The sequence below is a fragment of the Paenibacillus sp. RC67 genome, assembly GCF_030020805.1.
Classification (GTDB): domain Bacteria; phylum Bacillota; class Bacilli; order Paenibacillales; family NBRC-103111; genus Paenibacillus_S.
Genome location: NZ_CP125098.1, coordinates 6,423,395 through 6,442,602, shown reverse-complemented (window position 1 = coordinate 6,442,602; position 19,208 = coordinate 6,423,395). Strand labels below are relative to the sequence as shown.

The window sequence follows — 19,208 nt, the reverse complement described above, 5'->3', positions numbered from 1 at the left end:
TCCCCTGTTCCCACAAGCTGCTGCAAAAGCGATTTTTTTTCAATGTCATTTTTCTTGTTTTTTTTCTCTACTTATATAGTAAGATCTTCTTGAGGAGTACTGCCTTGTTCGTTTAATAGAGCATTCACTCTTTGCTCCAGCAATAAAGGATCGATCGGTTTGGTCAGATAGTCCTTGGCACCAAGCTTCATTCCTTTAAGAACCGTATCCTTACGAGCATCTCCAGTCAGAAGCAGGACAGGGATGGACTGTGTATCCGGATTGGATTTTAATTTGGTTAATGCGTCAAGCCCGTCCATTCCCGGCATATTAATATCCAGTAAAATTAAATCATAGTTAGTGATCCGCGATAGGATGGATAAAAATTCGTTGGCTGTTGAATAGGAAGTTACCTCGTATCGATCTTCGAAAATTTGTTTCACCAACAGGCAGAACGGGGAGCTGTCGTCAACTAATGCGATTTGTTTTGTCATCTATCGTTGTCACTTCCTTATATATATTGAGGAGCTGATGGTATTGTCGAACCCTGATCATGAAAGAATGCAGCGTATATTGTCCAAAACCAAAGAACTGTTCCTTCAGGATGCCTTTTCAAGAACCGAGGCATTGAAGACGGATATGGCCTTATGGGAACAAAAAGCGATGCTGCATCAAGAGCTCGGAGACCGTGTATACGTCTATGCCCATTCGCTAAAAGGACTAGCCTATACGGTAGGCTGCCACGAAGTGCATCGTATCAGTGAGCTGGTGGACTCCTATAGTATACAGCATAGCGGGGCCTGGACTGAACAGTTAATTGAAGAGTTACTGGTCCAGGTGAAGGAGCTGTTCATTGAATTGGAAAGCGAGTGGCGGAACAGGGGCGTGGTGACTGAGGGCACTGCATGATTCTGGACAAAGTCATTTGGGTGTCGGTGCTTACTCTTATCATTCATGCGGTGGAAACTTTGTCCTACAGCATTCGGCTGGCAGGGGTCCGGACAGGCAAGCTGGCGGTCGCCTTATCTTTAACGGGAATGATCGTGCTGCTGTCACGAACCTCCAATCTTGTTCAAGGCCCTATGATGGGGGGGGTTATCGATCAGGCCAAGCGAGATCCGGGCATCTCTCTGGAAGGTCAGATGCACATTATGATAGCCGGAGCCTCACTTGGTACCCTTCTTGCCATTCTCTTATTTCCTACAGCGGTTCGAATAGCGGTCAAGCTGATTGCACGGCTCGAAGTTACGGGTTCATTACCCCGCCTTGTGCTTGATTCCGTCTCCATCCGCAGCCTCAAGTACGCCGGAAGCCAGTTCAAGCTGCCGACTTGGGCCATGATTTCGCGTCTTCGCGTCGGCGGCGTACCTAAGCGGCTGTTGCTGCTGAATATGTTTGTAACCGGATTTTATACTGTCGGGGTTTTATCGGCTTTGTACGCTTCGTTCCTTACACCTGGACATAGCACGGCTGCTTCCATGTCGTCCGGCCTGGTTAACGGGGTTGCCACTATTTTGATGACCTTATTGGTCGATCCACAGGTAGCTCTGCTTACCGATAGGGCAATGAGTGGCAAGGCGAGCATGGCTTCAATCAACAAAATGTATGGTTGGCTTATGTTTTCACGGTTCTGTGGAACATGGCTTGCCCAACTGCTGCTCGTTCCCTGTACGATGCTCATTCAGTGGATGGTCCCGCTGTTTTCTTGACTAAGTCGTAAGTCCTAGCATGCGCTGATCCTGATCTTCAGGAGAGGCGTATTTTTTAACCTTCTTTGGGAAAAATGAGCAGAGATTATTGAGGAAATATATAGATTCATTTCGAAAAAAGGAATATCGGCTTTCATGTCGAATGTATCGAATGTTAGTCATTTTATACTAGAGGAGAAACGCCTATCCCATGATTGAATTTCAAAATGTTTCCAAAGTTTATCCCAATGGTACCGTAGGTTTAAAGAACATTAACCTAAAAATCCAACCGGGTGATTTCGTTGTTATTGTAGGTTTGTCAGGAGCTGGGAAATCGACGTTGTTGCGTTCTATGAACCGCTTGCATGAAATTACCGACGGTCAAATTTTGATAGACGGCAAGTCGATTACGGCAGCCCGTGGAGCGGAGCTTCGTCGTATGCGTCGTGATATCGGGATGATCTTTCAAAGTTTTAACCTTGTCAAACGGGTTTCCGTATTGCGCAATGTGCTCTCAGGGCGGGTAGGGTACCATTCCACCCTAAGAACCATTCTGGGTATGTTTCCAAAAGAAGACATTGAACTCTCACTCAAAGCCTTGGAACGGGTAAATATCCGTGAAAAAGCGTATGCCCGTGCGGATGAGCTTTCCGGTGGACAGCAGCAGCGTGTATCGATTGCCCGTGCGTTGGCACAAGAAGCCAAAATTATTTTGGCTGACGAACCGGTTGCTTCTCTTGACCCACTGACGACCCGTCAAGTTATGGATGACTTAAGACGGATTAATCAGGAGCTCGGCATTACCACTATTGTTAACCTTCACTTTATTGACTTGGCGAGAGAGTATGCAACTCGAATTATCGGCTTACGTGCAGGGGAAGTCGTTTTTGACGGCCCGGTTGAGGAAGCTACTGATGAGAAATTCTCAGAAATCTACGGCCGCGCGATCAAGAAAGACGAGCTGCTGGGGGTGGAAGGCTGATGACGTCATCCGGACGCGGCAAACAGCTTCAAAAGCCTTCGTCTTTGAAGCCTGCCCTTTCTGTCATTTTCGTCCTGCTGCTTTTGTTTGGAAGTGCAATTAGAACGGATGCTTCTCTCGTAGAGCTTATCGAAGGGTTCCCTGAGATGGGCAAGCTGTTTCAGGATATGTACCCGCCGAATTGGAGCTACTTAAGCACGGTGGTAGATCCTATGCTCGAAACGATCCGAATGGCTATCATCGGAACGGTGGTAGGTTCGATTCTGTCCATTCCCGTTTCATTTTTGGCTGCTCGTAATGTGACTCAAATCCCCGTGTTGAGTGCGCTGTCTCGGTTTATTTTGAACCTGGTGCGTACGATTCCTGACCTTATGTATGCAGGCGTATTCGCTGCAATTGTAGGCTATGGGATGCTGGCGGGAACGATTGCCCTTGCCTTTTTCTCTTTCGGGCTCGTGTCCAAGCTGACTTATGAATCGATTGAATCCATTGATCCTGGTCCGCTGGAAGCTATGACGGCTGTCGGCGCGAATAAGCTGCAATGGATTAACTTTGGGGTTATTCCGCAAGTCATGGCTCAATTTGCCGCTTACGTTTTGTATACTTTCGAAGTCAATGTGCGTGCCGCTGCTATCTTGGGTTTTGTCGGGGCAGGCGGTATCGGGCTGATTCTGCAAAGAACATTGGACCGTCTCCGTTATGATCAGGCGGCAACGATCATTTTGGTTACGCTAGTGGTCGTGCTTGTCATTGATTATATAAGTACTAAGTTACGGGAGAAACTGTTATGATGAATACGGAAAAAAAGAACATTGGCGCTCGAATTCGTCTTTGGTCCGTTTGGATCGTTGTCATTATTATTTTGGTTTGGGCATTCAAGGGAATTGAGTTTACGGGGATTAAGGAAACGGCTGGTCAAGTATCGAGGGCGATCTTCAGAGGCATATTCCACCCGGATTGGGGCTATGTGTATTTACCTGAAGGAGAGGACTTGCTCCGTGGTCTGCTAGATACAGTAGCTATTGCTATCTTGGGTACCTTCATTTCAGCAGTGCTCTGTATTCCTTTTGCTTTCTGGGCAGCGACTGCCAAAGGCAAATCGCGCTGGGCAACCGGCACCGGGAAATTTATGCTTAGCTTAATTCGTACGTTTCCTGAAGTTGTTATGGCCATCATCTTTATTAAAGCTGTAGGCCCGGGTTCTTACGCCGGTGCGCTCGCACTAGGGGTCCATTCTATCGGGATGCTCGGTAAGCTGTATTCGGAAGCTATCGAGAATCTGGACAAAGGACCGCAAGAAGCTCTTGTAGCTTGTGGAGCCAACAAGCTTCAGACTTTGTGGTTTGCTGTCATTCCACAGGTGCTTCCAGACTTTTTCTCCTTTGCCTTGTACCGGTTCGAAATTAATATTCGTTCCGCAGCCATCTTGGGGGTTATCGGTGCGGGGGGTATCGGTACGCCGCTTATCTTCGCATTGGAAGCTCGCAGTTGGTCGCGGGTAGGTATTATCCTGCTAGGCGTTATTGTTATGGTTACCGTGATCGATATTATTTCCGGCTATATCCGCAGAAAACTGGTGTAACAGCAGGTTGAATAATAGAAAACAAAGGAGTTAAGTGCTACAAAGCGCTTAACTCCTTTGTTTTTTTCGTCTATTCTTCAGCAGATGGATGGGCAAGTAGAGGCCTCATGACCTTTAACTGTATGAGGATAAACCTCTATCGAGGTCTCTCAAAGATGAGCGACTTTAAAGTTTTGCTTGAGCAAAACTTGCTTCGTAAGCGGGGAAGGTTTATTCGCCAATCCGAATGTTGTTCATACGCGCTTTAGCGCTGTAAAGAACTTAAACATTCTGATGTGGTAAAAAAAGAGGTGTCCCGCAGCCATGTTCATGGCTTTGGGGACACCCTTGTTTGCTGGATTACTTACCGCCCATTTGCTTGTTAGCATCACGAACGACATCGAATTTCTTATCGTCGGAAACTGTGTAACCGCGGTGGGAGTATACTTCATAAATGATTTGTTGACCTTGTGGATCTTTACCGATAGCGATGAAAGCATCAGCAATCTTTTTGCGCCATTCCGGATCCATATCATTACGAACGCTGATAGTATCGTTTGGAATTGGAGCTGTGAAGAACAATACGCGTGTTTTGGAGAATACATCTGGAATATCCTTCATAACCGTTGTACGAGCATCTTGGAAAATAGCTGCTGCATCAACTTCGTTGTTCAGAACAGCCAGAACGCCTTTATCGTGACCTTTTACTACAATACCTTTTACATCTTTATCAGGGTCGATCTTGTTTTTCTTAAGCTCAAGACCTGGGTAGATGTAACCAGCGGAGGAAGTAACGTCCTGCCAAGCTACTTTTTTATCTTTCAAATCTGCAATTGTTTTGATCGGAGAATCGTTTTTCACGATAATCATCGATTTGTAGGAATCAACAAGCTTGGATTTGTCTTCTTGACCCGTAGCATCGTCAACGCCATAACGTTGTGCTTGAAGCAGTAAATCAGCTGCTTTCTTCTCGTCATGAGCTAACACGTAGCCAGTTGGAGGAAGAAAACCGATATCTACTTTTTTGGATGCCATAGCTTCGATAATTGTGTTGTAGTTAGTGGAGATCGAAACTTTAACCGGAATACCGAGCTTGTCTCCCAGCAATTTTTCAAGCGGCTTAGCTTTTGCTTCCAATGTTTCAGCACTTTGGGAAGGAACGAACTGTACAGTTAGTTCTTTAGGAACATAACCTTTAGCTGGTGTTTCTTGTTTCCCTTTGTCTGCTGGTGCTGGTGTTGCTGGTGAAGCTTCTTTCTTAGCACAGCCTGCCGCGATACCTGCGGATAGCAGAAGTGATAAGCTAATTGCTGCTACTCTTTTAAACATTTTTTTTGACCTCCCGTTAATTATGGAATTGAATCCATCATCTACTATAGCATAATATGCCCAGATCTACAGTAAAAAAATTGTTAAGAAAGTACCGTTCGAGCCAAAAAATTGTTAAAATAGGTCGTAATGAAATGAAGTCCCACGCTATGGACAAAGTGAAAACACTTCCATCTTTTAAAAGTAGGGATTTTTTGATATTTACCCTTATTTTTACAATTGAATAAGGCATGATAATAGGAAAAAACTAGATAAACGGAGTTGATTGTATCCCATGTCAAACGAACAAACCTGCATAGTAACTATTTTGGAAACAAGTGATCTTCACGGGGCTTTGCTCCCTATTCAATACGCCAACAATCAGCCTACTTCATTCGGCTTGGCGAAGATTGCCTCATTGATTGAGAAGGAGCGTAAGAGCGGAGGGCATGTCATTTACATAGACAATGGGGACTTGATTCAAGGAACACCGCTTGCCTATCACCATGCCAAGCTGAACGGAGATGCTCCTAATCCGATGATTAGCTGTATGAATGCTATTGGCTGCGATGCCGCGGTTATGGGAAATCATGAGTTTAATTACGGTCTTGAGCTGCTTCAAAAGGCAGTTAGTGAGTCGAAATTTCCTTGGTTGAGCGCAAATATTGTTAATGCTAAGAGTGGTGAACCCTTTTTCGGAAAGCCATACCGGATTATTGAACTTCCTGAGGGCGTTCGTATTGCGGTATTAGGGATTACTACCCATTACATTCCAAATTGGGAAAAGCCAGAGCATATTGCAGGCCTGCACTTTGAGGATGCACTCGAAGCTGCCGATAAATGGGTGGCGAGAATTCGTCATGAAGAACAACCCGATGTCATGGTCGTTTCCTATCATGGTGGGTTCGAACGGAATATGGCAACAGGGGAACCGACAGAGCCTCTTACGGGGGAGAATGAGGGCTATGCCATTTGTCAAAATGTCAAAGGTATTGACGTTCTGCTGACCGGACATCAGCATCGCACGATTGCGGATTGCAAAATCAACGGAGTGACGGTTGTTCAGCCTGGAAGCCAAGGAACGAATTTGGGCAAGGTACAAATTCATTTGGTTAAGCGGGATGGGCAATGGGTCATTACAGATGCTTTATCGGAGCTGCTGTCACCTGAAGGTGTAGAGGCGAATACTACTTTGTTGGAGCTTGTCGCACCTCATGAAGAGCTGACACAAGAATGGCTGGACCGTCCTATCGGCAAGCTGCTTGGCGACATGAGAGTGACCGACCACATGGGTGTGCGCATCAAAGAGCATCCGCTCATCGAGTTTATTAATAAAGTGCAAATAGATTTATCCGGTGCCCCAATCTCCAATACGGCCTTGTTCGATAATATAGCTCCAGGCTTCCCGCCGGATATCACGATGCGAGACATCGTTTCGAACTATATTTATCCGAATACGCTTCAGGTGATTAGAATTAGCGGCCAAGATATTAAGGATGCGCTTGAACGCTCGGCTTCTTATTTTGACTTGTACGATGGGGAGTCAGTCAAGGTGAATCCTGCTTTCAGCGACCCTAAGCCGCAGCATTATAACTATGACATGTGGGAAGGTATTGAGTATAAGCTGAACATTTCTCGTCCTGAAGGACAACGAGTCGTCCTGCTGCAATATCAAGGGCAACCTCTTGATTTGGCTGCTGAATATGATGTCGTTATGAACAATTATCGCGCGGGCGGTGGCGGCAACTATACGATGTTCCAAGGTAAGACGGTGGTACGTGATATTCCGACCGATATGGCTGAACTGCTCGCCACCTATATCATGGAAAGAGGAACGATCGAAGCTTCTTTAAATTCGAACTGGGAAGTTATCTGGGATTAATGGTAAATCGCTAGTCCTTCACCTGTATCCATAACGGGAAGGGTTAGATCTAAAAGGAAAGGAGACGGTTCGATGTTGATTCGCAAGCTATCGCCGGCCGATGCTGAGCCGTATCGAGATATAAGGCTAAGGTCGCTTAAGGAGCACCCGGATGCTTTCTTGGCTGCTTATGAGCTGGAAAGCGGACAGCCGTTGGAAACCTTTCAAAACAAGCTTCAAGCAACCGATACTAAGTTTACACTCGGCTGCTTCACGGATACGGAAGAGCTAGCTGGCGTAGTGACCTTCATTAGGGAAACCAACCCGAAAATCGCACATAAAGCGAATATATATGCCATGTATGTCGCCCCGGAATACCGTAAGCAGAAAGTGGGGTACGCTCTAATAACCGAACTGTTGCAAGCGGCTAAATCATGCGTCGGCTTGGAACGAATCCATCTGACTGTTATCTCCAGCAATATAGGAGCGAAGAGGCTTTATGAATCGGTTGGATTCATAAGCTATGCAACAGAGCGTGATGCGGTAAAGGTAGATGGTGTCTATTTGGATGAAGACTTCATGTCAATTCAGATATAACTTGCTAAACTGCTGAATTAGAGCCTCTTGGTATTCATTGTTGTTTGGGGGCTCCAAATAAATCCAGCATAATGGGTAGGGACTGTAGAGAAGAATCGAGTTCACAGTGGAATACAACGGATTCCACAAAGTGATGTCGAGCGCTCTTCAGTCTCTATTTCAATTTAACGCTTTACTTGATTAATGCATTAGTGTATTATCGAATTATGGTAATGAAGTAATAGGTGAGGAGAGATTAAGTATGAGTCAATTAATTCAAGTTAAAGCACGCAAGGCATTGGACAATATGATGCCTTATTCTCCCGGCAAACCGATTTGGGAGGTGCAAAAAGAGCTTGGGATCGAAAAAGTCGTCAAGCTAGCTTCCAATGAAAATCCACTTGGCGCATCTCCCAAGGCAGTAGAAGCGTTAGTTGCTTATTTACCGGAAATTCATCGCTATCCGGATGCGAGCACAAAAGGACTCAATGAAGTCATTGCTTCAGCGCTCCAGCTTACTCCAGATCAGCTTATAGTAACGAATGGTGCTGATGAGCTGATTAAACTGGTTGCAGAAGCTTTTTTGGAGGAGGGAGACGAAGTTGTCGTACCGCATCCATCCTTCAGCGAATATGAGTTCGGAGCTCACCTGATGGGAGCTGTTCCTGTAGCGGTCCCGCTGGATGAAAGCTATCAATACCATGTGGATGACCTGCTTGTGGCTGTAACAGAGCGTACCAAAATGGTATTCTTGTGTTCCCCGAACAATCCTACAGGCACGTATTTGCCAAAGACGGAATTAAAGCATCTGCTCGATGCTTTGCCCAAAAAGGTTCTGGTGATGTACGACGCTGCCTACAGCCACTATGTATCTGCCGAGGATTATACAGATGGCTTCGAATTTGTGAGGGGAGGGTATCCAATCATCGTTTTGCAAACCTTCTCTAAAATTTACGGTCTTGCTGGTATTCGTGTCGGCTTCGGCGCGGCGCCATCTCCTTTGATCAGCAGTATTTTGCAGGTTAAAGAGCCTTTCAATGTAAACTCGTTGGCCCAAGAAGCTGCGAAAGCTGCTATTACGGATACGGAGCATGTTGAGGCATCCCAACGTGTGAATGCTCTGGGGCGTGAACAATTGTACGAAGCTTTCCGCAGACTAGGGCTATCCTATACGGAAAGTATGACTAATTTTATTCTTGTGAAGCTTGGACCTGATGCCAAAGAGGTTTATACCCGCCTTATGGAGAACGGGGTTATCGTCCGTTACGGGGGAACCTGGGGAATGCCTGAGCATATCCGGGTTACGGTAGGAACAAGCGAAGAAAATGAGTTTTTTATCGAGAAGCTGACTTTGGTGTTATCGTAATAGCTTGAACAGACGTTCTGAGAAAATATAGTATTAGATTGGATAAAGGGTAATCCATTTGATTTTTGAATGAAAATACGGGAAACTCTGGTAAATAAGTGTTAGACTCACCTATGAAATAAAACAGCATCAGCCATGGACTGAAAAATAAAGTCCTAGACTGATGCTGTTTTATTGAACTCCCTCAGTACGATTCAGCTTTCTCACAAATGCTCGCTTATTCGCAATTCAAAAGAGAAGTGTTTCATCTAAAATATGATACCGATAATTATGGCAGATAAAACGCTTACAAGCGTGGCGCCATATAACAGCTTTAATCCAAATCGAGCAACAATATTCCCTTGTTTTTCATTCAATCCTTTCACTGCACCCACGATTGTACCAATGGACCCAAAGTTAGCAAATGAGATTAGAAAAACGGAGACAATGGCTGTAGTACGCCCACTTAAACCGCCTTGAATTTTAACAAAGTCAAGCATAGCAACAAATTCATTCGCAACAAGCTTTGTCGCCATGATACTACCTGCATTAACAGCTTCATGCCATGGTACACCGATAAGAAAGGCAATTGGTGCAAAGACATACCCTAGAACTCCTTGAAACGAGATACCGAATATGCCATTGAAGACCCCGTTAATTAAAGCAATTATCCCAACAAAACCAACTAACATTACCCCAACTACTATGGCTACTTTAAAGCCATCCATAATATATTCGCCCAGCATTTCAAAAAACGTTTGTTTGTCCTCTTCCTGAACATCAATAATATCTTCTTCAGATTTAACTTCATACGGATTAATGATGGATGAAATGATAAAGCCGCCAAATAGGTTTAATATTAATGCAGCCACTACATACCTAGGTTCTAGCATCGTCATATATGAACCAACAATTGACATGGATACCGTCGACATTGCAGACGCACATAATGTATACAAGCGATGCTTTGGCAATAATCCAAGTTGGTTTTTCACCGAAATAAATACTTCATTTTGTCCTACAATTGCTGCTGCAACCGCATTATAAGATTCCAATTTCCCCATGCCATTTACTTTACTTAGTACCAAACCAATATACTTTATAATGAACGGCAGTATTTTGTAATGTTGCAAAATCCCTATTAATGCTGACATAAAAACAATTGGCATCAAAACATAAAGGAAAAATGTATGGGCCCCTTCATTTGCAATCCCACCAAAAACAAAGTCAGTACCTTCATTGGCATATTGAAGTAATTTCGCAAAACTATCGGCAAAACCTTTAATTAAGAATTCGCCTATACTTGTTTTTAGTATAAGCAGTCCAAAAAAAATCTGAATAGCAATCATTACAATGATCGGACGATATTTAATCTTTTTCTTATTGTTACTCGCAAGCCATGCCAGTAATAGTACAATAATCAGACCGGCAACAGAAATTAAATAATGCATCTCTATCCCTCCAAATTATCGGTTAGTTTTCTTGGAATCCTCATACCGAAATACATCTATCCACATTAATCCTTGTTCCAAGATAATCGCCAACAGACTTCCGCAAATTAACCCATTATTTAAAATGGCTATCATGATCGGAGATAAATGGATCGTGGCTGATGGTGGGATAACATTAAACCCACACCCACTAGAAGGGAAACTCCACTAACGACATAAGTTCGTTCTTCACGAATAACCTTCTTCAATTCCTTCAGGGAAGTCCGACCATCTTCACAAAAATGACGAATGTAACGGAATAGCCTATAGGAGCCGGAATCTTTGCTCCCGAAATAGGTACTGAGCCAATCGCCCCTAAACAACCACCAATAAAATGCGTAATCCCAGAAGTAAGCCCAGCGCGCAAATAACGGTTATTATCCATTTGTTTCTGTTCCATAATGGTTTCCATCAACCGAATTGATGCAATAGTGTTGGTTATTAATAACAGTGTTAATAAAAACGCAGTAGTGATTGTCCCACCATCAAATCTCGGTCTTCCAAAAGGGAATATTTCCGGCAACTTAAATAGAGTATCCACTTGTGAAGTCACCTGCATATTGCCACAAATTTTAAATAACAGACAACCTATCAATATACTAACTATTACTGAAAATTGGCGAAGTAAAACAAAACGGCTAGCCCCTAACTAAAAATCACAATCACACTAAGCAAAAACACTTTAACATCTAATAAAGTGTGGCTTGATGTGATCCCCATCATCCCTTTCATAAAGGAACCGCTTAATTGAATGATCAATAAGAGCAAATATATAAAAGTGATGGTTGGTGTAAATAGACGGGCTATTTTATCCATTAGCTTGAATGCTGAAATTAGGATAAATAAAACATCACTAATGATCATTCCTCCACTTAAAGCTTGTAAGGCAGCGATATTAGAGAGTACAATACCCCCACTAAACTCGCGTAAATGGTAAAAATACTCCACCATAACCCTGCCGGACCTTCATGAATAGGGAATTTATGACCAATCAGGCCTTGTAACAATCCAGCTATCCCTAAAGTAAATATTGTGCTCTGGATGAGTCCAGAAGTCTCAATGGGTGTTAAGTTATATAAATAATTAGCCATCAATGACTGTGTTAAGAGCTATTTCGACCATTTCATAAAAGGATTGTTCACTTTCTTTATGAGTTAAGTGTTCCTGTGTTAACAATTGACTGCCTACTGTCAAAATCGATAGTGCTTTTACATCATATTTAGCGGCTAAAGTATATAGGGCTGTGCTTTCCATTTCTACCGCTAATACACCGAAATCCATAAACTTGTGAAGTCGATCTAAGTTTTCACGGTAGAATTCATCAGAATTATAGATATTGCCAACAAAGATATTCAAATTTTTACCTTGTGCTTGTTGATATGCTTTCATTAACAATGTGAAATCTGCCGTAGGTGCATAATTACAGCCATAGAAGATCTTCTCCGTCAAATTACTATCTGAAGACACTGCTTGGGCTAATATAATATCGCGGATATTAATTTCTTCCTGCATCGCGCCACAAGTACCGATGCGAATCAATCTCTTGACTTCATAATCGACAATCAGTTCCGTTGCATAGATACTCATCGTTGGATTTCCCATCCCTGTCCCCTGAACCGACACCGGCACACCCTTGTATAATCCAGTATACCCATACATGCCTCTTACTTCGTTATAACAATAGGCTTCATCTAAAAAGTGTTCTGCTACAAATTTTGCACGCAAAGGATCTCCTGGAAGCAAAACACGGTCCGCTATTTCTCCTTTTTTTGCGCCTAAATGCCTACTCATATCTCTTCCTCCAACTTTTAATGTTAAACTCAGGCTTACAGAAATCGCTTCCATCTTCGTCATGAAAATCAATTCCGAAACTACCTTGAGCATAAGGTTTTTTGTCATAACTAACTAGACCAAAAACTTACGTAGGATACGGAAAATAATTGGTCAAATTATAAAAGCAATTCTTGACGAATATTGTCTATATCTCTTTTAGATGGGATCGTAGAGATAATAACAACAGGCACTGTGTCTAATACAACCGGGATATTACTAATGACAAGATCAATATTATGTTGCTGCATCATTTCGTCGGTTAGCCCTTTCATTATGGAAGTATTAATGATCAACTGATCCCCAATTTCCTTCTTTATCAAATCAGCTATGTAATGACGGATTGAAAATTCTTCCCCGATTACTAAGAAAGCCCTCTTCCTTTTATAACGTAAACTTGAACGAACAATTAAGGTTAGCTTTGTTAAATGAAAATTATTATACAAGACGGAAGGGTAAGCTTTATTCCACGTTTGCATGCAGGTTTGCAATTCTTGATAAATCTGCTGGCACTCCTTTTGAACATATGCCGTTAAATTACTTTTTGAAATCATCATCCATTCAGGAATTGCATTATCGATTAATAGCTTGTCAAAGAACCCGTATATCTCCAATATAAATCGTTCTTCCTTACCCAAGTTGGGGTATACCTTTGCCAATAGCGTTAGAAGCAGATTACCCATTTGGAATTCTTCTTTATTTTTGTGTAATTCGATTTCTTTAATCGGTGTTATTTCTGATCCTTCATAATAATGATATTGGCTGAGACTAACCAGTGATTGCATAAAGAATATTTCACTTTTGGAAAATTCAATGGAGAGCTTTTCTTCAAGACTCTTCGCAAGGGTTTTCACTGGTAAATAAAAAAAACCCTTTCCCCAAGGGTAACTATTTTCGTTGATTTTTACACATTTTCCTTTAGCAACTCTTTCTATAACAATTGCCAACAAAAAGGATAATCTCCTTTTGGAATTGATAAAATAAACAATATTTTTCTCATTCTCTATATTTGTGATTAACTGATTTATATAAGTAAAATCGACATTCTCAAAGGGCCATCCTGTAAACTCATACGCATCACAATATAACTTCCAATAAAAATATCGAATATTCATTTCATTCCCTTTGATCATAGGTGTAGAATAAGTAATGCTTAACTTATACGCTTTTAGATCATTATTATTTAAGTGCACAATCAGTTTCTTCAAAGACGAGGTACTCATAAACATGGCTCCGGAAAGCTCCTCCACGGACAGTCGACCAACATTCGTAAACAATAAATTCATCAGCCTATAAAAGATGGTTTGTCTGAACATAGAAGAAATCACTTCACTAATCGTCTTACTTCGCCCATCACGTCGAAGAAATATTCCCTTTCCTCTAGAAACTTCAATGGTTACAGTAGGTGGTAATTGCTTGCTGATTTCCTCAACCATCTTACGTATTGTTTTATCTGAGATACCTAAACTTTTTTCAACTTCGGATAAAGTGAACCATCTTTGTTCCATATCAAGCAGCGTTAATAGTTGGCTAGCTAATTTAAATCCCTTATCCATTTTCCCACCCTATTTCAATTTAATTTGAATGTTTATAGTATGCCCTTTTTGACGTGCTTTTACAGTGATTCGAACAAGCCTCGAACAAAAAGTCGATTCCCCAGAAGGAAGAGTAGGCTTTTTGATCTGTTTGAATACTATTATCCATAATTTCGTTCTACTTATGATAAGGTTCCCCGCATCATAAGTAGAACGAAATTAAAGGCACTCAGTTGAGTGCCTTCTTTGCATAGCTTTATATGTTACTGCTTGCTACCGTCTAGCATCGAAGCTCTATTTTCTGGCTCGAGCCGCCCGTAGTCCATGTTATCCAAGATTTAAACGGCAAGGTTTGGCCAATGGCTTATTAACAAGAAAGCCATTATTCCCGTTAAACTCAGTTGCGGCTGTTAAGGTGGGGCTTCTCTCTTACAAGCTCTGTTCGGTCACTCCCGTTACCGGATCGAAGGTCAGCATCTTGGTCCCGATCTTATCGATGAAGAATCGATCATGGCTTACCGTAATGACCGCGCCGGGAAAATGAATCAGAGCTTGCTCCATAACCTGTATGCTCGTGAGGTCCAGATGGTTGGTCGGCTCGTCCAAGATAATAACAGCCGCACCCGAGAGAAGACACTTAGCCAGCGCCACCCGAGCTTTCTGCCCGCCAGAAAGATTGCCGATCGCCTTGCTCAGATCCGCCTCCGAGAATTGCAGCATAGCTAGGAATTTGTTCACCTTTTTGCGCGGAGCATCCAGTCCCAATCCATACGTATTCACCGCGTGGCTGACGGTATCCTTAGGATCAAGTTCCTCCCACATCCGGTTGAAATAGGCGTAGTTAACTCCCTTCTCCCAGACAACCTCCCCGGAATCCGGCTTCTCCTGCCCGGTAAGCACCTTAATGAGCGTGGACTTCCCGCTTCCGTTCGGTCCCACGATGACCAAGCGATCTTCCTTCTGAATATCAAAGCTAACGTTCTCGAAGATCTGCCTGCCCTCGTATGTCTGCCCGATCTTCTTCACTTCGCATAGCTTGTCGGGAAAGCGCAACCTCTCGTAGATGTCGGTAATCAGTACGTTAACTGGATGAGGCTCTATCCGCTTCTTGTTATCCGCCAGCTTCCGCGAGAGACGGTCTTTGGAACCAGAATTCTGGTTCTTGCGATCGTCGATCGCCTCGGATTCCATGAGAAGCAGCTCTTCCTCCCACTCAAACTGGCGGTCCAGCTCCTTCTTGCGCATCTTCTTCTTACGGACGTAATCTGTGTAGTTGCCTTCGTATTCCTGAAAATGATAGTTCTCGATCTCGATCGTGCGCGTGACGACCTTGTCGATAAATTGCCGGTCATGCGACACCAGAATCATGGCTCCCTTGAATCGGTACAGCCACTGCTCCAGCCATGCGATCCCTTCCATATCCAAGTAATTCGTAGGCTCGTCGAGCAGAACGACATCGGGCAGCTCGATTAGCATCTTGGCGAGCGCCGCGCGGTTACGCCATCCCCCAGACAACTCATCAATTGGCTGATTGCGAGATCTGTCATTGAACCCTAGCTTCGTAAGCACCGTATTAATCTCGACGGAAACGTTCCAGCCATCGAGATGATCCATCTGTTCGAATAACTCCGCTTGCCTTGCTAGCAGCGCATTCATCTCTCTATCGTCGGTAACCACACCAAGTTTATCTCCGACCTCTTGCAACTCTCGTTCAATAAGGGCAACCTGCTTGAAGCATGCTTCTAGTTCTTGTTGAACGGACAAGCCTCCGCTGAGTTCCGAGAATTGCGAGAAATACCCGATTCTCACCTGAGGATCTATTTCTACTCTGCCGGACGTCGGCTCTTCCTTACCCATGATGAGCTTAAATACCGTCGACTTGCCGGCGCCGTTCCGTCCGATTAAGCCGATACGTTCCCCTTGCATAATTCGAAAATAAATGTCGCGAAAGATCATGGACTCTTCATACTTCTTCGTGACGTTCTCCAACCGTATTACGCTCATGGTTATCACCCTTCTGCTTCCAACACTCTAACGTGATTATACCACCCTCGCCTCACGGATACTTCCCCCCTAAGTGAACCACTTACCACGGCAAGAGCTATCAAGAAATCAATGCAGTAAATAGACACTGAGATTCTATCCATCAGTGTCTTTTTTGTTGGTACTTTTCCACCAACATCATGAGAGGGTTGTAATTTAAAGCAACTTAATCAGCGCTTCTAGCTCATCAACTAATACTTTTGCAAGTTCAAAATCAGTATCTTTTAAAGCCAATTCTATTTTCATTTCAACTGATTTTTTCCTTTGTTCCGTTTCTAAATAGTCTTTATCAAAATGACTAGCATAAATCATCTGTCTAAATTTTCGCATACTCATTTTTCTAATCGTCTTATCGTCAATGATTAATACATAGTCCATACCATTTACAACAGAATAGAAATCATGAGATATCATGAGAATCGCACCTTTATAGTCTTCAATGGCTTTTTCCAGCGCAATTTGTGTATAGGTGTCTAAATGACTTGTCGGTTCATCAAGAAGCAATACGTTTGCTTTACTGACAGAAACTTTAGCCAATTGAAGCATATTTTTTTCTCCACCAGATAAAGATTCTATCTTTTGATTAACGATTTCTCCTTCAAAGCCATAGTTTGAAATATACGATCTAACCTCATCATAAGTGTTAAACCCAGCATCGATGAATTCTTCTAATATTGTATTAGAATCATTTAGCATTTCACCTTGAAGCTGTGATAAATAAGCCACTTTAGCATCCGCATTTATTTTAATTGAATCATGATTATTGTTAAAGATTTCTCGAAGTAAAGTCGTTTTTCCGGTACCGTTTGGACCAATAATGGCCACTTTATCCGTAGATTTTATTTCAAAGTTAACATTGTCTAAAAGCAACTCATCAAAGGCAACACTATAATTACTGACATGTATAACAGTGGTATCTTCAATTTCATTATCCATACCGAAACTGATAGTCGGCTGCTTAATATCAACAAATGGCGCTTTAATTCTACGTGCTTCCAATCTCTCTTGAAAACTAACTCTAGCTTTTAACGCTCTACCTCTAGAGGCTTCTGCATTATAAGTTGCAATAGTTCTTAGATTATTGATGATTTTCTCGTTTCTCTCAATTTCTTCTTCCTCAGCGACTGTGAGTTCTTGTAACTCAATTTTTGTCTGTAGTAATGAGAAATTATAATCAATATATCGCCCATCAAACTCTTGGATCTCCATGTTTTCGAGGTGTATAATTTTGTTAAAGCAATGATTCAATAAATATCGGTTGTGCGTAACAACTAGCAATATGCCTTTGTGAGCGTTAATAAGATTTTTAAGTGCATTTAGATTTTCAAAGTCTAAAAATACATCTGGTTCGTCCATAATCATTAAGTCTGGGCTATTAAGCATTTCCTTCATCACTTGAATGAGTTTGAATTCCCCACCACTCAGATCGGATACCCTAACATCTTTTAGCCTCATGAGGTTTGCTAGATTTAGTTTCTTATTAATGTTACTTTCAAAATCTCCCCCACCCATTGCATCAAAAACATCTAAAGCTAATTGATACTTTTCTAGGAGAGGATCAATGTCTGATGATGTTTCCATTTCAGCACAAATAGATTGTATCTCATTTTGTACCTTAATAAATTCTTCTCCGATATATTCAAAAACAGTTGTTTCTTTAGTTCTGTCTAGTTGAGAGAACTGACTTACATACCCAATTTTGCAGGCTGGGTCTATCTCTAACTTGCCCTCGAACAAATATCTTTCTAGATCCATCAGTATATCTATCAGTGTACTTTTACCACTGCCACTTGTTCCAATAAAAGCGCAATGTTGTGCCTCTTCAAGCGTAAATGAAATGTTTGTATATAGTACTTTTTGCGGAAATGAGAAGGATAAGTTTTCAATTTTTATCATAGTGTTACCTTTCTTATAACTAAAATGGTGACTATTATTGGATGTATTGAAGAGCATAGATTATAAGTTTACCGTCATTAGAGTAACACTGTTGACATCCAATCTCAATCTATTTGTATCCTGTCCCTTGGGGGGTCAAAGTTCCTTAATCAAATAATGATAAGGCGAGAATACCTCCTGACGAATAGCCTAACTTTTCCACTTCATTACTTCACAAAATAGAACCAGCTTATCACATATATTTTACTACGCCTTGCTCTAACCAAATTTCGCCTTATTTGTGATACGGTTCCCAGCATATGATCTTAAACTATGCTGTCCGCTAAGTGAACACCATTGACAGTAACTGTCAGTAATGATGCTTATAATAAAATATAAATCTTGAGTCTTTAAGGAGGAAAATCAATGTCTACTTTCAAAATGGAGCATAAAAACCCGGAGGGTTTATTCGTATCAAAAGCATTTAGTCAAGCGATTACCATAAGTGGAAAGGCAAAAACAATTTATATAGGAGGACAAAATGCTACTAATTCAGCAGGTGAGCTGATTGGGGCTGGTGACTTGGAATTGCAAACAAAGCAGGTGCTTAATAATATCGCAACTAATTTAGCTTCTGAAAATGCAAGTTTCGCCAATCTGGTTAAACTCAATATCTACTTAGTTAGCGGGAGTGACCCGCGAATTGGTTACAAAGCATTTCAAGAGGTGGCTGGTATATTAGAAAATCCACCTCTGGTCACCGTTCTATTTGTTTCGGAATTTGCGCGTCCATCTTGCCTTCTTGAAATAGATGGAATTGCTGTCATTGAAGATAAGGACTAAAACTTCACCGACCGGCCGGAAATATAACCATATGTATACACTGCTAGTGTTTATAACACAGGTAGGTCCTTAAAGTGCGCAAAAGTTTTGTATTGGCTAATAGAGGGGCAGCCGCCTAATAGAAGCGGCCAATAATTCCGGTGAGCATCAAAGGCAGTCAGAATCATTGGATGACCCGCCCGTTCAATGAAAGAGAAGAACTGCAGCGCTGCAAGCTCTTTCTCTATTGTATCGTTAGCTTAATAGTTTTTTTGAAGGACTATCTCATTTAAATAACTTGACCGCTCAAGAC

16 protein-coding genes and 2 pseudogenes are annotated in these 19,208 nt (G+C 42.2%); 9 read left to right on the top strand and 9 right to left on the bottom strand.

The window, feature by feature from the left end:
* Nucleotides 1–71: 71 nt before the first annotated feature.
* A complete protein-coding gene (locus QMA13_RS29215; RefSeq protein ID WP_282937170.1) occupies nt 72–473 on the bottom strand; it encodes a response regulator in 402 nt (133 codons plus the stop codon).
* Between the two features lie 43 nt (nt 474–516).
* Here QMA13_RS29215 and QMA13_RS29210 point away from each other — a divergent pair, with 43 nt between their 5' ends.
* The 5 genes from QMA13_RS29210 to phnE (QMA13_RS29190) all read left to right on the top strand — a co-directional run bounded on the left by QMA13_RS29210 (nt 517) and on the right by phnE (QMA13_RS29190) (nt 4,231).
* On the top strand, nt 517–888 hold the full coding sequence (locus QMA13_RS29210) for a hypothetical protein (RefSeq protein ID WP_282937169.1): 372 nt from the start codon (nt 517–519) through the stop codon (nt 886–888).
* A gap of 2 nt (nt 889–890) precedes the next feature.
* On the top strand, nt 891–1,688 hold the full coding sequence (locus QMA13_RS29205) for a lipid II flippase Amj family protein (protein WP_282943631.1): 798 nt from the start codon (nt 891–893) through the stop codon (nt 1,686–1,688).
* A gap of 190 nt (nt 1,689–1,878) precedes the next feature.
* Nucleotides 1,879–2,649 (top strand): phosphonate ABC transporter ATP-binding protein, encoded by a 771-nt coding sequence (gene phnC, locus QMA13_RS29200; protein WP_282937168.1) that lies wholly within the window; start codon nt 1,879–1,881, stop codon nt 2,647–2,649.
* The gene (gene phnE, locus QMA13_RS29195; RefSeq protein ID WP_282937167.1) at nt 2,649–3,440 is read left to right on the top strand and encodes a phosphonate ABC transporter, permease protein PhnE; all 792 of its coding nucleotides are present in this window, start codon (nt 2,649–2,651) and stop codon (nt 3,438–3,440) included. Before phnC ends, phnE (QMA13_RS29195) begins: the two co-directional genes overlap by 1 nt.
* On the top strand, nt 3,440–4,231 hold the full coding sequence (gene phnE / locus QMA13_RS29190; RefSeq protein ID WP_282943630.1) for a phosphonate ABC transporter, permease protein PhnE: 792 nt from the start codon (nt 3,440–3,442) through the stop codon (nt 4,229–4,231). Before phnE (QMA13_RS29195) ends, phnE (QMA13_RS29190) begins: the two co-directional genes overlap by 1 nt.
* 339 nt (nt 4,232–4,570) lie before the next feature.
* Here the strand turns inward: phnE (QMA13_RS29190) and QMA13_RS29185 are convergent, their stop codons facing one another.
* On the bottom strand, nt 4,571–5,539 hold the full coding sequence (locus QMA13_RS29185; protein WP_282937166.1) for a phosphate/phosphite/phosphonate ABC transporter substrate-binding protein: 969 nt from the start codon (nt 5,537–5,539) through the stop codon (nt 4,571–4,573).
* Between the two features lie 274 nt (nt 5,540–5,813).
* Between QMA13_RS29185 and QMA13_RS29180 the strand changes: the two genes are divergently transcribed.
* The 3 genes from QMA13_RS29180 (at nt 5,814) to hisC (ending at nt 9,321) form a co-directional block, all read left to right on the top strand.
* Nucleotides 5,814–7,400 (top strand): bifunctional metallophosphatase/5'-nucleotidase, encoded by a 1,587-nt coding sequence (locus QMA13_RS29180; RefSeq protein ID WP_282937165.1) that lies wholly within the window; start codon nt 5,814–5,816, stop codon nt 7,398–7,400.
* Nucleotides 7,401–7,472: 72 nt separating this feature from the next.
* Nucleotides 7,473–7,976 (top strand): GNAT family N-acetyltransferase, encoded by a 504-nt coding sequence (locus QMA13_RS29175; RefSeq protein WP_282937164.1) that lies wholly within the window; start codon nt 7,473–7,475, stop codon nt 7,974–7,976.
* Between the two features lie 241 nt (nt 7,977–8,217).
* The gene (gene hisC, locus QMA13_RS29170; RefSeq protein WP_282937163.1) at nt 8,218–9,321 is read left to right on the top strand and encodes a histidinol-phosphate transaminase; all 1,104 of its coding nucleotides are present in this window, start codon (nt 8,218–8,220) and stop codon (nt 9,319–9,321) included.
* Nucleotides 9,322–9,569: 248 nt separating this feature from the next.
* Here hisC and QMA13_RS29165 read toward each other — a convergent pair whose 3' ends face one another.
* The 7 genes and pseudogenes from QMA13_RS29165 to QMA13_RS29135 all read right to left on the bottom strand — a co-directional run bounded on the left by QMA13_RS29165 (nt 9,570) and on the right by QMA13_RS29135 (nt 18,094).
* A complete protein-coding gene (locus QMA13_RS29165) occupies nt 9,570–10,751 on the bottom strand; it encodes a NupC/NupG family nucleoside CNT transporter (RefSeq protein WP_282937162.1) in 1,182 nt (393 codons plus the stop codon).
* Between the two features lie 253 nt (nt 10,752–11,004).
* Nucleotides 11,005–11,421, bottom strand: a pseudogene (locus QMA13_RS29160) (purine/pyrimidine permease); the annotation flags it as partial.
* 14 nt (nt 11,422–11,435) lie between these two features.
* Nucleotides 11,436–11,881 (bottom strand): annotated as a pseudogene (locus QMA13_RS29155) (purine/pyrimidine permease).
* Nucleotides 11,874–12,581, bottom strand: a complete 708-nt coding sequence (gene deoD, locus QMA13_RS29150; protein WP_282943628.1) for a purine-nucleoside phosphorylase — start codon at nt 12,579–12,581, stop codon at nt 11,874–11,876. Before deoD ends, QMA13_RS29155 begins: the two are co-directional and overlap by 8 nt.
* Nucleotides 12,582–12,739: 158 nt before the next feature.
* Nucleotides 12,740–14,176: an AcpB/EbpR/MafR family transcriptional regulator gene (locus QMA13_RS29145; protein WP_282937160.1), complete on the bottom strand. Its 1,437-nt coding sequence runs from the start codon at nt 14,174–14,176 to the stop codon at nt 12,740–12,742.
* A gap of 408 nt (nt 14,177–14,584) precedes the next feature.
* Nucleotides 14,585–16,159: an ABC-F family ATP-binding cassette domain-containing protein gene (locus QMA13_RS29140; protein WP_282937159.1), complete on the bottom strand. Its 1,575-nt coding sequence runs from the start codon at nt 16,157–16,159 to the stop codon at nt 14,585–14,587.
* Nucleotides 16,160–16,354: 195 nt separating this feature from the next.
* The gene (locus QMA13_RS29135) at nt 16,355–18,094 is read right to left on the bottom strand and encodes an ABC-F family ATP-binding cassette domain-containing protein (RefSeq protein WP_282937158.1); all 1,740 of its coding nucleotides are present in this window, start codon (nt 18,092–18,094) and stop codon (nt 16,355–16,357) included.
* 405 nt (nt 18,095–18,499) lie between these two features.
* Between QMA13_RS29135 and QMA13_RS29130 the strand changes: the two genes are divergently transcribed.
* The gene (locus tag QMA13_RS29130; protein WP_282937157.1) at nt 18,500–18,916 is read left to right on the top strand and encodes a RidA family protein; all 417 of its coding nucleotides are present in this window, start codon (nt 18,500–18,502) and stop codon (nt 18,914–18,916) included.
* Nucleotides 18,917–19,208 lie beyond the last annotated feature (292 nt).

Bases quoted from the DNA above. Each gene is read 5' to 3' on its own strand.
- phnE (WP_282937167.1), top strand. From the start codon at position 2,649: ATGACGTCATCCGGACGCGGCAAACAGCTTCAAAAGCCTTCGTCTTTG.
- phnE (WP_282943630.1), top strand. From the start codon at position 3,440: ATGAATACGGAAAAAAAGAACATTGGCGCTCGAATTCGTCTTTGGTCC.
- QMA13_RS29135 (WP_282937158.1), bottom strand. From the start codon at position 18,094: ATGATAAAAATTGAAAACTTATCCTTCTCATTTCCGCAAAAAGTACTA.
- QMA13_RS29145 (WP_282937160.1), bottom strand. From the start codon at position 14,176: ATGGATAAGGGATTTAAATTAGCTAGCCAACTATTAACGCTGCTTGAT.
- QMA13_RS29140 (WP_282937159.1), bottom strand. From the start codon at position 16,159: ATGAGCGTAATACGGTTGGAGAACGTCACGAAGAAGTATGAAGAGTCC.
- hisC (WP_282937163.1), top strand. From the start codon at position 8,218: ATGAGTCAATTAATTCAAGTTAAAGCACGCAAGGCATTGGACAATATG.
- deoD (WP_282943628.1), bottom strand. From the start codon at position 12,581: ATGAGTAGGCATTTAGGCGCAAAAAAAGGAGAAATAGCGGACCGTGTT.
- QMA13_RS29165 (WP_282937162.1), bottom strand. From the start codon at position 10,751: ATGCATTATTTAATTTCTGTTGCCGGTCTGATTATTGTACTATTACTG.
- QMA13_RS29185 (WP_282937166.1), bottom strand. From the start codon at position 5,539: ATGTTTAAAAGAGTAGCAGCAATTAGCTTATCACTTCTGCTATCCGCA.
- QMA13_RS29180 (WP_282937165.1), top strand. From the start codon at position 5,814: ATGTCAAACGAACAAACCTGCATAGTAACTATTTTGGAAACAAGTGAT.
- QMA13_RS29130 (WP_282937157.1), top strand. From the start codon at position 18,500: ATGTCTACTTTCAAAATGGAGCATAAAAACCCGGAGGGTTTATTCGTA.
- QMA13_RS29215 (WP_282937170.1), bottom strand. From the start codon at position 473: ATGACAAAACAAATCGCATTAGTTGACGACAGCTCCCCGTTCTGCCTG.
- phnC (WP_282937168.1), top strand. From the start codon at position 1,879: ATGATTGAATTTCAAAATGTTTCCAAAGTTTATCCCAATGGTACCGTA.
- QMA13_RS29175 (WP_282937164.1), top strand. From the start codon at position 7,473: ATGTTGATTCGCAAGCTATCGCCGGCCGATGCTGAGCCGTATCGAGAT.